The 13246-nt window shown below is 68.1% G+C and carries 13 protein-coding genes; 8 read left to right on the plus strand and 5 right to left on the minus strand.

What is annotated here, in order from left to right; genetic code table 11:
* Nucleotides 1–20: 20 nt before the first annotated feature.
* The 4 genes from pyrR to AB1L88_RS06155 all read right to left on the minus strand — a co-directional run bounded on the left by pyrR (nt 21) and on the right by AB1L88_RS06155 (nt 4703).
* The gene (gene pyrR / locus AB1L88_RS06140; RefSeq protein ID WP_367095753.1) at nt 21–557 is read right to left on the minus strand and encodes a bifunctional pyr operon transcriptional regulator/uracil phosphoribosyltransferase PyrR; all 537 of its coding nucleotides are present in this window, start codon (nt 555–557) and stop codon (nt 21–23) included.
* A 349-nt stretch (nt 558–906) separates the two neighbouring features.
* Nucleotides 907–2379, minus strand: coding sequence for a neutral/alkaline non-lysosomal ceramidase N-terminal domain-containing protein (locus AB1L88_RS06145; protein ID WP_367095754.1), 1473 nt, complete (start codon nt 2377–2379; stop codon nt 907–909).
* Between the two features lie 455 nt (nt 2380–2834).
* Nucleotides 2835–3104 (minus strand): 30S ribosomal protein S14, encoded by a 270-nt coding sequence (gene rpsN, locus AB1L88_RS06150; protein WP_367095755.1) that lies wholly within the window; start codon nt 3102–3104, stop codon nt 2835–2837.
* A 408-nt stretch (nt 3105–3512) separates the two neighbouring features.
* Nucleotides 3513–4703: a hypothetical protein gene (locus AB1L88_RS06155; protein WP_367095756.1), complete on the minus strand. Its 1191-nt coding sequence runs from the start codon at nt 4701–4703 to the stop codon at nt 3513–3515.
* Nucleotides 4704–5751: 1048 nt separating this feature from the next.
* Here AB1L88_RS06155 and AB1L88_RS06160 point away from each other — a divergent pair.
* From AB1L88_RS06160 to AB1L88_RS06195, 8 genes are all read left to right on the plus strand, one after another.
* On the plus strand, nt 5752–6138 hold the full coding sequence (locus AB1L88_RS06160; RefSeq protein ID WP_367095757.1) for a hypothetical protein: 387 nt from the start codon (nt 5752–5754) through the stop codon (nt 6136–6138).
* A gap of 573 nt (nt 6139–6711) precedes the next feature.
* Entirely contained in the window at nt 6712–7836 is a 1125-nt protein-coding gene (locus tag AB1L88_RS06165; RefSeq protein ID WP_367095758.1) for a hypothetical protein, read from the plus strand.
* A 153-nt stretch (nt 7837–7989) separates the two neighbouring features.
* Complete coding sequence (locus tag AB1L88_RS06170; protein ID WP_367095759.1) at nt 7990–8250, plus strand: hypothetical protein; 261 nt, start codon at nt 7990–7992, stop codon at nt 8248–8250.
* A 128-nt stretch (nt 8251–8378) separates the two neighbouring features.
* A complete protein-coding gene (locus tag AB1L88_RS06175) occupies nt 8379–8666 on the plus strand; it encodes a hypothetical protein (RefSeq protein WP_367095760.1) in 288 nt (95 codons plus the stop codon).
* Between the two features lie 104 nt (nt 8667–8770).
* Nucleotides 8771–9157, plus strand: coding sequence for a hypothetical protein (locus tag AB1L88_RS06180; protein ID WP_367095761.1), 387 nt, complete (start codon nt 8771–8773; stop codon nt 9155–9157).
* 55 nt (nt 9158–9212) lie between these two features.
* Nucleotides 9213–9755: a hypothetical protein gene (locus tag AB1L88_RS06185; RefSeq protein WP_367095762.1), complete on the plus strand. Its 543-nt coding sequence runs from the start codon at nt 9213–9215 to the stop codon at nt 9753–9755.
* 479 nt (nt 9756–10234) lie between these two features.
* Nucleotides 10235–10771, plus strand: a complete 537-nt coding sequence (locus AB1L88_RS06190) for a hypothetical protein (protein WP_367095763.1) — start codon at nt 10235–10237, stop codon at nt 10769–10771.
* Nucleotides 10772–10899: 128 nt separating this feature from the next.
* Entirely contained in the window at nt 10900–11232 is a 333-nt protein-coding gene (locus AB1L88_RS06195; protein ID WP_367095764.1) for a hypothetical protein, read from the plus strand.
* A gap of 99 nt (nt 11233–11331) precedes the next feature.
* On the opposite strand, the gene argS is transcribed toward AB1L88_RS06195, so the two are convergent.
* On the minus strand, nt 11332–13188 hold the full coding sequence (argS, locus tag AB1L88_RS06200; protein WP_367095765.1) for an arginine--tRNA ligase: 1857 nt from the start codon (nt 13186–13188) through the stop codon (nt 11332–11334).
* Nucleotides 13189–13246 lie beyond the last annotated feature (58 nt).

Consider the following 13246-nt stretch of genomic DNA (forward strand, 5'->3'; position numbering starts at 1 on the left):
TCAAGGCGGTCGGGGTCGGGTCAGACGGGGACGCGGACGACCTCGTCGACCGGGTCGATCGGCCGGAGCCGGACCTCGATCCGGTCGCCGGGGGCGACCTCGACGACCTGGCCGGCGTAATCGGCCTGGATCGGGAGTTCTCGACTGCCTCGATCGATCAGGACCGCCAGGCGGACGCGGGCCGGCCGACCCAGGTCGCAGACGGCGTTCATCGCCGCCCGGACGGTCCGGCCGGTGTGCAAGACGTCGTCGACCAGGACGACCTCGGCGTCGTCGACCTCGAAGGGGATGTCGGTCCCCTTGAGCACCGGCCAGTGGTCCTGTCGGCCCAGGTCGTCGCGGTAGAGGGTGATGTCGACCGCCCCGACGGGAGGGGGGTCGTCACCGCCGATCAGGTCGGCCAGGCGCCTGGCGAGGGGCACGCCCCGCGTCCGGATGCCGACCAGGCGAAGCGGGGCGCTCGGGCGCCTGCCCTCGGCGATCTGCCGGGCGAGGTCGAGCAGCAAGGCGTCCATGACGTCAGGCCCGCAGACGCGCGATTCGGCTCGTGACATCATCCGAAGTGACCTCGGTCCTCGATCCTCAGATCCGCGTTCGCCCGGGTTCATTGAGGGGATCGTACCAGCAGGACGCGGCCCCGACAAGCGACCGCACCCCGACGTCGCCGCGAGGCCGGGCCACCTCGGGGGCGGGGAGAAATGAAAGGCCAACGCCGGGGGGGTCGGTAGGGGTCGTGCAACCCGGCGTTGGCCCAGGGGGATGTGACTGGGAGGAGCATACAGGAACTCCCCCGTCACATTCCCCCAGGAATCGCCGAAGCTTTGATGAAGCTTTCGTGAGACGAGGGGAAGGCCGGCTCAGCACCGCCCGACGATCGCCCGATCCCCCGATCCCCTTGAGAGGAGTCTAATCCCTGGACTCGAGGGTGGAGAACAGGTCGAGGACCGCTTCGGTGATTTTCGAGGCGGCGCCGACCTCCAGGTAGCTCGACCGGGCCCGCCAGGTCTCGTAACCGCCGAGTTCGTGGTGGGCCTCGGTCGGCAGGTAGCCGTTGTAGCCGTTGGCGAGGGAGACGGTGAAGGTCGACGGGAACGGGCTCTCCTGCTTCAGCCGCAGGCCGATCTCGACGAAGACCTCGCAGGGGATGGCCGCGATCGAGAGGTCGCCGATGCGGAGGGCCTGGAGCGTGACCGGGACGGTCTCGGGGTACTCGCTCAGGAGGATCGACTCGCGGGCGTAGACCTCTTCGAGCGAGGTCATGATCGGGCCGTCGGCGGCCTCGACGATGGACCGGGCGCGGTCGAGGTCGTCGGGGCTGGGGAGGCGGACGCCGAGATTCAGCTCGGTGGCCTGGGCGTCGAGGGTCAGGTCGGAGCGGTAGTCGAGCGACTGGGCGACCCGGGCGGCCTCGGTCGCCAGCTCATCGGCCACGAGCCGCATCTGCTCGTAGGGGGGCCGGGCGGGTCGAGGCTCGCGGAAGTTGATGTTGTTGATGTCGCCGCTGGTGCCGTTGGACATGATCCCGACGAAGGGGGGGGCGAGCCGGTCGGCGTCGAGCAGCTCGGCGACTCGGCCGGCGAACATGCCGTAGTAGTCGGCCGAGACGTCGCCGCCTCGGGTGCCGCCGACGTAGTGCAGCGAGTAGTTGGCCAGCAGGGCGATGGGCCGTCCGTCCCGGGAGCGGGCGGAGAGGACCCAGACCTCCGGGTCGATCGGCCCGGCCGGCTTGACCAGGTCGGCGCTGCCGGCCCCCGGGTTCATGCGGACCTTGTCGGTCCCGCCGAACGGGTTGGTGAGGGTCACCTCGGGCTTCAGGTGCCAGCGACGGTTGTGGACCTGGCGATCGTTCGATCCGGCCCCCCAGGCGACCTCGGCCGGTTCGAGGTTGTTGACGGCGCGTCGGACGCCGTCGCTGATCCGGCGGGCGAGGAACGCGGGGTAGCCCGGCACGGTGTCGCTCTGGAAGACCGGGGCGCAGGTCGGGGCCGAGTGCGTGTGGGTCGCCGAGATCAGGATGTGGTCGGCCGGGATGCCGGTGGCCGCCTCGATCTGCCGCTTGGCGTCGAGGACGATCTCCCGGGGGATCATGCAGAGGTCGCAGACGACGAGGGCCAGCTTGGTCGTCCCGTCGTCGAGGACGAGGCAGCGGGCGTGCGTCTCGTCGTGGACGTTCGAGGCCGGTTGGTCGCGCATGTTGCCGTTGAGCGACGACCCCAGGGCGGGGGTGATGTTGCTCGTCGCGGCGCCGGCCCGCAGGCCGGCGGCCTCAGGATCATCCTGGGGGGCCGCGATCGCGGCGGGACCGACCAGCAGCGAGGCCAGCGCGAGCCGGGCGAGGAGCCTTCGGGGGGCCAACCGGTGGGGAGGGCGTCTCGTCATGATGGCACCGAATCCTGTCGACAGGGGCAATCCGAGGGTCGCGGGCGATCCCGAGACCGCGAGGGCCAGTCTCTCGACGCCGGTCGGGAGATGCAAGGCCCCGGATGCCGGCCGGGGTGTCCGAGGGGAGAGCGGCCCATCGGCCCGGCCCTCGGCGCGGGGCCCAGTCAACGTGCCTCGGGGCAGCCGCGCTGGCCTTTCACCGTCGCTGAAGGCGAGGAGCAGGCCCCTGGCATCGCGGAGCGTCCCGAATCGGCGGGGTCCGACCGGGCCGGCTCATTCAGACAGAAGGAGAGGCGGACGGGGCGAGACGTGATGACGGAGGAAGGGCAGGGGAGATCGGTCGGCGGGACGGGCGGATGGGGCGATCCAGGCCCGCCGATCGAAAAGGGGGCGGGCGGGAAGGCCGGACGCAACGGGGTGGCGTCCGGCGCTTCGGGTCGGGCGGGGCGGGCTTACCAGCTGGCCTTCTTCATGCCGGGGATCTTGCCTTCGTGGGCGAGCTGGCGGAGCATGATGCGGGAGATGCCGAACTTGCGGTAGTTGCCGCGGGATCGGCCGGTCAGGGCGCACATCTTGCGGTGGCGGACCTTGCTCGAATTGCGGGGCAAGCGGGCCAGGGCGGCGTAGTCGCCGGCTTCCTTGAGCTGCTTGCGCCGTTCGGCGTACTTGGCGATCAGCTCCTCGATCCTCTTCATCTTCTCGACGCTTGACTTCGAGGCCATCTCGGCCCTCCAACTCGGGACTTTGCGTGCGATACCCGGACCGGACCCGGAATTCCTCCCTCACGTCGGCCCAAAATCGGGACCATCGACCGCGAGGCTTCGAATCAGACGATCATACCCGCCGCCATCGCCTCTCGGGAAGATGGTTCTTCGGCTTCCGTTCGATTTCGAGTTGCCAAGGAGCGAGGGATGCGGGGATTGCGGGTGATCGCCTCGCGGCCGGGGCCGTCCCGTCCGGTGAGGCGTTCGGCCCAGCGGCATTTCCAGGGTTGATTCCGCAGAGAGCCGTCGAGCCTCCGAGAATGCACCGATCCCCCAGGCCTTCCGGATGGTGCATCATCGGAATTTCGACAGCTCCCTACCTGGATTAGGGGCTTCGGCGTTGCTCGGGATAGGGGGATCGGGGGGTCAGCGGGGGTGCGGGGCGTCTCTGGAGGTCCGGGGGACGGTCTGCGGGGGGACGACCGAGACGGAAATGGGGTGAGGAGCGGTCCGATCGGCCTCGGTGCGCCCGTCGGTGCGCTGCTCGGTGCGCCGGGGGGAGGGGGAGGGAGCGTCGGGAGTGGTCTTGCGGATCTCGTGATCGGGGTGGGAGTTGGGTCGATCAGACGCCTCGGGATCGGGCCGTCGCGGGGGCTCGTTTCGGGAATCGAGGGGGGCAGGCCCGGGACGAGGGGGAGCGGACGGGGGAGGGACGTAGGCGGGGGCGTCGTTGCGTCGGGATTGGGAGGCGTCCATCAGCTTCGCCTCGCGGGCGAGGCGTTTGGTCCGCTCGGCGCGGAGGCGGTCGAGGGCGTGCAGCGACTTGTGGAAGTCGCGGAAGGCCTCGCGGCGGTAGCGCTGGCGGAGCTGGCCGTCCTTGGAGGTGTCGACCAGCGAGGCGGTCTCGACGGCCTCGGCCTGGGGGGCATCGACCTCGTCCCAGACGATCGGGCGGAGGGTTTCGAGGCGGGCGAGCTGGTCGTCGACGAAGGCGAGCAGGCGGTCGGCGGCGGCGCGGTCGGCGACGGATTCGGCGAGGGGCTGGAGGGCCTTCGGGAAGGCGGCGGCGGCCTGTTGCCAGAGGAAGGCCGGCTCGCCCTGGGGGTCGGCCGGCGGGGTCGGGCCGTGGCCGAGCAGGTTCATGGCGGTGGCCAGGTCGCGGCCGCTCCAACCGGGACCCGAGGCGATCGACGCCCGCAACTGACGCCACTGGCGGAGCATCCAGTCGATACCGAAGGCGCTCTCGTAGAACTCGTCGATCACGGTGTCGGGGCTGGCCCTGAGGTCCTGCGCCTTGCGCCGGAAGGCGTGACGCCGCTGCTCCTGCCAGTCCTTGACCGCCTGCCGCGTGCCCGTCTTCAGACGGGCCTCCTCGGCATCGGCACAGCGCAAATAACGCACATATTCGATCGCGGCCGAGGCGACGAGCGCCTCCTCCGGAGGCGTCTCCGGGAACGACTTGGTCGTCCACTGCGCGACGAGGACCACCATGCGCTCGTGCTCCTGATCGCTGAGCGGCCGTTTCGCGGTCAGGCCGTGCGTGACCGCGTTGGTGCCGGGCGATGGCCGGGTGCCTGTGGCGTTCCGGCCGCTCAATTGCGATGGGTGCGTGTTCATGGTGCTGCCGCCTCGATTCGATGGGTGCGCGGGTGACTCTCGGTGCGTCTTGCGATGCGTGCTCGACCCGCGTTCCGTTCCGCAGAGCGTGCTGGGGGAGAAACCGTCGGCGCGGACGGGGATCGAGCGGACACTTGAAATCATCGTGAAAATCGGGAGGCGTAGTCACTTTTTCCGGGGCGAAGGATGGTAGAGCGGGATTGGGATGTTGGCCTGACCTCGGATGGGTCGCGTTTCGCCGCCAGAACGCTTGCATCGTTGCAAGAAAATCGAGAGAATCGTCCAAGCGAACGGTGGCGGACGGGGGACCTGGTATGCTTGATCGCGGGAGGTCCAGCGTCTCCTCCAGACCCAGCCGTCGTGCCGCTGCGCGGCACCCGGAGACCATGCAAATCGACGATCTGGCGGCTACGTGTGGAGCCGTCGGAGGTCATTCCTGGGACGAGCGGCATGGGCCGAGGGCCATGCGAGACGACAACGAGGCCGGCGATGTTGCGCCGCATCAGCCGCAGAACCGTGCTTCGTCCGCGTCGAAACTGCGACGCGGAAGGAGGCACTGCCCCGTTTGCCTGGCACCGCTCGGCAAGGTCGCCGGCCGTACCCGCCTCAAGCGGTCTTGCTCGGCTTGCGGCGCCCATCCCCAGCAGTCGAAGCATTGCCTGCGGTGCGGCGCTTCCGGTCGCGTCTGGTAGGGCAGGCGGGGGGCGGCCTGTCAGGCGTGCGGCCTCCACGGGTCCAAGCATTCGGTCGTCGCCGGGGCCGACGCCTGACCCAGCGTCGCGGCGGCCCCGGCCCGCCGCGGATAGAACGGACGATCAGGTCAGTCGTCCGGAACGCGCTTCGATGGGAGGCATTTGCGGGAAACCGGGCAGCAAAGGCAGGCAATGCCGCCCAATCGGCCTCCTCCGGCTGCGACGCCCGGCAAACGGCACGTTGTCCGGACCGCTCCCCGGGGGACCGGCGCGATCATTCATCTCTCCAGCTCCGGTGTCGTCGTCGCTCCCGGACTCTCATGGACCATGCCCTTTCACCAATGCGGAGACATCCCATGCCCATACGGGATCCGATGGGACCGATCATCGCGACTCGTCCCATGCTCTGGAGGAATGAGGACGGGGTCGACGTTCCTGCACTGGTGGAAATCGGCTTGCCCTTCGAGGATCCCGCCGATCCGGCCGCCCGAGAGGGTTGGTGGTACTGTCGGCTGCGGATTACAGGCCTGGGGGACGACCAGATCCACACCTTTGAGGACGTCGATTCCGTTGGTGCGCTCTGCGCGGCCCTTACCATGGCGGGCACGTTCGTCTCGATCGCTCCCGGTTCCGCCGGTCTCGACTGGGCAATGTTGCCCAACTGGGGCTTCCCGGTCATGCCGACCCCTGACGTTGGTGGTGCCGGTGGGGCGGGTGCCGGCAACCCGGTCGTTGAGTCCTGAACCCAGCTACACACGTACATCCTTTTGGCGGATGACCCGGACAACTTCCGAGTTGTCCGGGTCGCGCAGCGAAAGGATGCGTGCGGGAGAAGCCGAGCAGCGATGACAGGCAAGGCCGCCTGCTCGGCCTCCTTCGGCTGCGCCGCCCGGACAACTCGGAAGTTGTCCGGGCCACCCGATGGTCCGGCGATGACTCGCAATGTTGTCGGCGGGTGGGTAGCACTGGTGACCTCACCAGTGTTCATGTGCGGCGATGAGGAAATGCCCCTTCGCCATCAGAGGCCGACCTCACCGGGCCTTGCGGTCCGGAAGCCCTGGCAGATACGGTCGGGCGAGCCTCCTTCGTCCGCGACGTCTGGTGACATCGGCCGGGAGGGACACTGGGGAGGACGCCAGTGTCACCCAACAGTCAATGCGCGCGAGCAATTGCATTCGGGCGTGGAATTTCGTCCGGCTTCTTGTGTCGCCGAGCGCCGATGCGCGGCATCGTGGAGGGATGGAGAGGGGGCTTCGGTGGCGACTGGCGGAGCCGTCGGAGTGCGTGACGGGACGGGAATGCTCCGGAGAATGATCATGAGGCGATTGAACGTTTTTGCCCTGTTCCAGGTCCTGGCGGGCGGGGCCGCGACGCTGTTGGTGGCATTCGGGTATTTCTGGTTCAATCACCCGCTTCAGGAGGCGCTCGGCGAACTCGACAGGATGGCGGCGAGGGCCGAGTCCGAGATCGCGACCGTCGAGGGTCTCCTGACCGACATCGACGGGGTGGCGGAGAGCGTCCAGGACGCGTTGCCATTCCATCGCGAGTCGCTTGAGGCGATCGGCCAGTCGACGACGGCGGTCGCGAGGACGATGGGTGAATGGGAGGCGGAGATCCCGGGCATTCAGGACCTCGCCACCGACACGGCCCACGTCTGCGAGACCTTCGCGGCGCAATTGCCGATTCGCGTGCCTGCCGTCGATCTGAGATCCCGGGTGGTCGAATACCAGTTGCCGGAGATCACCGCGAAGACCCAGGAGGTCGAGATCCCTTACCAGACGGCGAAGGTGAAGACGAGTACCAAGACGCTGACGTATCCGACGGGCGCGAAGGATGAAATGAACGGGTTCGAGCGGGGATTGGGCCGCGTCGCCGGTCGCAGTCTGGGCAACATCCGCTTCGAGTACCCCTCGGGCATTACCCTGTCGAATGGGAGCGTGACCCTCGACTATCCCAGCGCGATCACCCTCCAGACGGCCCGCAAGACGGTCTCCATCCCCGCGACGCCCGAAGTCACGATGAAGGACCACAGCTTCGAGGTTCCCGACGCAATCGAGGTGACCCATCGCGATCTGATGAAGGACGAGAAGGCCATTCTCGAGCAATCGTCGAGGCAGTTGGCGTCGATGACCAGGTCGCTGGACTCGACGAGGGACTCGCTCCGCGACGTGATCGGGCTCCTCGAGAATGACGTCCCGAAGTCGCTCGACGAGACCCGGCGGAATTTCGAGGCCGCCGAGACGGCGTTGACGACCTTCCGGTCCGAACGCATCCCGAGGGCGCTGGCGGATCTGGAGGAACAACGACTCGGACTGAATCAGTCGCGGAGTGTCTTCCTCGCGCTTTCGGGTCTCATCCCCCTCGCCTTCGGCACCATCGCATTGATGTGCGCGGCGATGGCCGTCGGCGGTGTTCAGAAGGTGTTCGTTGCACGGTCGTGAACGGCGGGCGGCCCGGGCAAGGGCGTGTTGAGGTTGGCCGAGAATTTCCAGGGGTCGATGGGGCAGACACGTCGCGGCGGTGTCGTGGTATCATCGAGGCCGGTTCTCGGCGGGGCAGTCTGGTGAGCTGAATCGGGGGGCGAGGCGGTGGGGATGTCGCGTGAGGGCTTCCTGCGCAGGCTCGGCGCGGGGAAGGCCGTCAACTGCACGTATCGACGCGGCGAGTTCACCGGCCTCATCTCGGCGTGGGCGAATGCGAATCGGTTCGTCCTCACCTGGGAGGAGTGCCCCGAGGGAGAGCAATACGACGAGTCGACGTACACCCGAGACGAGCGGCACGAGTTCGCGACGGCCGGGGAGGTGCTGGCCTTCGTCGAGCGGAGCGGCCATCCGGCGTCGGACTTCGGGCCCTGAGGCCTCGACTCGCCTCGCGCCGGGGCGGACGAGGCGCGCGGTCGGGGGTGCCGGGGGAATCGGTGACCATTCCGGGCGGGCGGCCCGCCGGGAGGGGGCGTGGGGGGATCGGGGGGAGGGTCGGGCGGATGCGGCGGATCGTGGTGGACGGCCAGTCGTTCCGCTGGAGGTTCGATGGCGTGCTGGTCGTCGTCCCGGGCGACCGCAGCGGACCGCCCCTGTACGTCGATTGGGGCTGGCGGGACTGGCTGGGGCCGGACGGGCTGGGGGGCGAACCGCGGGTGGTCACGCCCCGGTTCGTGGCCGAGGCCGTCCGCGTTGCGGTGGCCCACGGTTGGCCGATGACTTCGAAGGGCCGGCCGTTGCGATTGGGGTTCGAGGGCGGTCGTTTCGTGCTGATGGCCGGGACGGCCTGACCCTACGCCGCGGCGGACCGGCTCGCCGCGGCGGCTCAGTGTCATGGGTCGCTCCGTCTCGGCGGGCCGGTTCGCCGGGCTGGGTCGAGGGGTGGCGAGGAACGATGGCGAACTTCCGCTGCGAACGCTTGTTCGTGATGCTCGACGAGCCGGTCCCCGGCCTCAATCACATGAAGGCCGTCGATGCGGTCGAATTCGCCTGGCATCACTCCGACGCCCATGCGGAGCAGCTCGGCCTGACCCCCCTGGGGGATTTCACCTTCGCGCCCTTCGAGCGACCGAGGTGGCGACCGACCGCCGCGGGGCTGAAGACGGTCCGAGGGCTCCTGGAACTGTATCGGGGCTGGCTCGCCCAGGGGCACAATCCGTATGGTCTCTCGGAGGAGGTTCTGGGGGCGAAGGTCGCCGTGATGACCCAGGTTGAGGCGGTCCTGGATGCCGCGGACTCCCGCGACCGCCAGTTCTACCTGTCTGCCAGGGATCTGGCCTGACCTGGCGTTGCGGGGGGCCGGCCGTCCGAGGGGGTTTCGAGGAGTCCGATCGTCCATGACAAAGCGAGCGACCATTGAAGCGATCGCAAAGCTTTCACATTTTGACATCGATGAAGACGATGATGTTGCGATTGCGCATGACGTAATCGCGAGCTTCGGGACCGTCAGGCGCGAACGAGACGCACATGGGCGTTCTGTGCGATTCCTGCACGGCTGTCTGAGACGCTACCTGTGGGCCTGGGAGGATTTGGGGTGTGAACCACCCGGCCCGCGAGCGGCGTTCGAAGCCGTCGCGACCTGGTTGGAGACCGGCGCGTTCACCGCAGACTTCGCGGAGCGTTGCCTGCCGGTCACGCCGATTCGCGACGGACAGCCGGTCGAGGACTGCGATGAACCGGCGTTGAGCGACCTGTCGGGGGCGTCCGCGAGGCTTGCATACTTCTGCAAGACCCGCAATCCGATGGACGCGGCGATGGTTTTGGTGGGCCTGTTCTGGGCGGACGCGGAGGGCTTGCGGGCGGACGATGGGGCAGGATTCTGCGAGTGGCTCTCGACCGAGGGTGTCCGGATCGCCTGGCCTGAAGAAAACGGGGGATGACCACGCAGGGCCCCCGAGTGGCGGAGTCGGCCGTTTCTCATGGTGCAAGATCGCTCGTCTCGGCGGGTAGGCCGGGTGTGTAACGACAGCGGTTCTACCGATCTGTCCGGACGCAGGCCGTGGTGGGGATGGAACCCTGCCACCCCGCCTCGGCCCGGCGGCAGGAGTGAGAGGAGTGTGAGATGGAGAGAGATGTGCACATTATTGACTTCTTCCCCCACACCTTCGCCTGCGACTGCGGACGGCCGCGTCTCGTGCAGTGGAGCGATCGGGGGAAGGTCGTCGCCTGTTTGACGTGCGGGCAAGAACACGGGCCGTTCGAGTTGCGTGGACGGACGAAGGCGGATCGTGGGCATCCCGTCGCCGTTCAGGAGGGAAAGGGTGCGGGACAGATCGCGGGAGGGGCGGAAACGACCGGAGCGGCGGGGGCTGCCCTGAGTTCGAACGGGGAGGGGGAGGGAGGATCGGGATCGAGCGAGGTGGATAGGACTGCTGGCGTCAAGATTCTCCTGGGTGTTGTGATCAGCATCTCGCTCGCGCTGGGGACGGCGATCCTGGTGGCTTATGATGTCTCGTTGCTGGGTGCGCTGCTCGGGATGGGGGTGTTCCTGGTCGTCGGGACGCTGGCGGGGGCGCTTCTCCTGCGGGCGGCGATCGGCGCGTACAACGCAATGATCGCCTGCCACGACCCGGAAGTGACGGTGCCGGAGCCGGGGATCGGGAAGGCGATGACGATCACCTTCGTCGCGACGCTCGTCAACCTCTTCGCCGGGCTCGTCCTGGGCGTCCTCGGCGGCGGTCTGGCCGGGCCGGAGGAGGTCCGCGCCGAGAGGGGGGGGGATGTGATTGCACAATTCCTCGCCCTGCCGGTCGGCCTGTTCGTCATGGCGAGCCTGCTCGCGCTGCTCTTGCCGACGACGTTCGCGCGGGCGTTCTGGGTGACGATGTGCTATCTGTCGATCGCGCTGGTCATCGGGGGGACGATCACCGCGGTCATCCTCCTTGTGGTCCCATGATTCTTGCGATTCAAGCATGAGTGTGGTAGCGTACGGCGGGGATCGTCCCGACTGTGACATTGTGGCGGGCGACCCGAGAATGGGTCCGACGCCTTCCGGGAATCAGGATTGAATTTGCCGAGGACGCGATGGTGATCTGGAGTGGTTGGGGGTTCCTGGTGGGGGTGATCACGTTCGGGTGCCTGATCGCGACCGAATTTTTGGTGGAGGAAGTCTACCAGGATGAGCAATTCTATCAGGCGAACGGGTGGCCGAAGCTGGCGGGGTTCCTGGCCTCGGCGGTGATCGTCGGGGTGGTGGGGCGATGGATCGGGAGGAAGCAGGGGAGGGTGCTGATCGACCCGGAGACGGGCGAAGAGGTGAGGGTCGGCGGGAACAACACGTTCTTCTTCATTCCGATGGAGAAATGGGCGCCCATCCTGCTGGTGCTCGGCGTGATCTTCCTGTTCGTGACCGATTGACCGGGGCCGGGTCGCGAGGGCGTCTTGCAGCCTGGGTGAGCAAGGCGTGAAAAACCTGCCCACGAAGACGTGGGCATGGCACCCGTCATTTGCAAAACCTCACATGCGATCGACGACGTCGATGCCGAGGACATTCAGGCCGAAGGCGAGGGTGCGGCCGGTGAGGTCGCAGAGGGCGAGCCGGCTGGAGCGGCGCTCGGGGGACTCGGCCTTGAGGACGGGGCACTGCTCGAAGAAGGAGCTGAAGTCGTTGGCGAGGCCGAAGAGGTAGTCGGTCAGGACATTCGGCTTCAGCTCCGAGGCGGCGGTGTCGAGGGTCTCGGCCAGGCGGACGAGGGTCAGGGCGAGGGATCGCTCGGCGGGGTGGGTGAGGAGGATGGGGGGGCGGGCGGAGCGGATCGCCTCGGGGGTGGTTCCCCCTTTGCGGAAGATGGAGCGGGTGCGGGCGTAGGCATACTGCAAATACGTGGCGGTGTTGCCGGTCATGGCGACCATCTTGTCGAGGTCGAAGACGTAGTCGCTCAGGCGGTTCTGCGACAGGTCGGCATATTTGACCGCGCCGATGCCGACGACCTCGGCGACGCGGGCGCGCTCGTCGTCGGAGAGGTCGGGGCTGTTGGCGTTGACGACCTCGCGGGCCTTGGCGACGGCCTCGTCGAGCAGCGATTCGAGGCCGACGACGTCGCCGGACCGGGTCTTGAACGGGCGGCGGTCGGCGCCCAGGATCGTGCCGAAGGCGACGTGATCGAAGCGGACGTCGGCGAATCCCCAGCGTTTGGCCACGTCGAAGACCTGCTTGAAGTGGTCGGCCTGGCGGCTGTCGACGACGTAGAGCAGGCGGTCGGCGTGGAACTCGTCCTCGCAGTATTTCACCTTGGCCAGGTCGCTGGTGGCATAGGTGAAGGCGCCGTCACGTTTCTGGACGATCATCGGTGCCTTGGTGGCCTGGGTGAAGACGACGGTGGCCCCCTCGCTGGCCTCGGCGAGCCCCTTGGCCTTCAGGTCGTCGACGACGGCGGGGAGCATGGCGTCGTAGAAGCTCTCGCCGAGCTGGACATCGAAGCGGACGCCGAGGCGTTCGTAGATGCCTTCGAGGGCGCCGAGGCAGTGGGGCATGAACTGCTCCCAGAGCCGTCGGTTCTCGGGGTCGCCGGCGTGGAGCTTCGCGGTCTCGTCGCGGGATTGCTCGACGACGGCTTTCCCCTCGGCCACGGCGGCTTCGACGTCGGGTCGGGAGAGGCCGGAATCCTCGAAGAGCTTCGCGAACAGGGCGGCGGCCTCGTCGCGTTTGCCTTCGGCTTCGAGGGAGCGGACCTTCTCCAGCTTCGGACCGTAGTCCTCGGCGACTTTCATCTTCGAGGCGGCCAGGCGGTAGAGGCGGGCCAGTTCGCCGACGGGGTCGCGGTCGTAGGAGTCGGCGTCGCGGTGGTTTTTCCAGCCCCAGAGGATCTGGCCGAACTGGAGGCCCCAGTCGCCCAGGTGGTTGTCGCGGACCACCTTGTGTCCGAGGGTCGAGAGGAGCCGGGCGAGGCTCTCGCCGATGACGGTGGAGCGGATGTGGCCGACGTGCATCGGCTTGGCGACGTTCGGCGAGGAGTAGTCGATGATGATCGTCTCGGGATTCTCGACGGGCACGACGCCGAGGTTGTCATCGACCAGGAGGGATGAGAGCACCTCCGACAGCCATTCCGGGCGCAGGCGGACGTTGAGGAAGCCGGGGCCGGCGACCTCGGGGGGGTCGGCCATCGGGTCGAGATTCACCCGGTCGGCGACCTGCGCGGCGAGTTCGCGGGGGTTCTGCTTGGCCCGCTTGGCCGCGGCCATGCAGCCGTTGGCCTGGTAGTCGCCGAACTTGGGGTCGGTGCTCGGGCGGACGGCCTGGGCGAATTCGTCGGCGGGGACTCCCTCGGGGGCGGCGTCGGCAAACGCTCGGCGGAGGCGCATCAAGACGTTCATGGGTGGCAGCGGCGTCCGTGGGGCAGGCGGGGGGGTTGGCTCGGGTCGAGGGGGCCGT

The organism is Tautonia sp. JC769 (assembly GCF_040717455.1).
Classification (GTDB): Bacteria; Planctomycetota; Planctomycetia; order Isosphaerales; family Isosphaeraceae; genus Tautonia.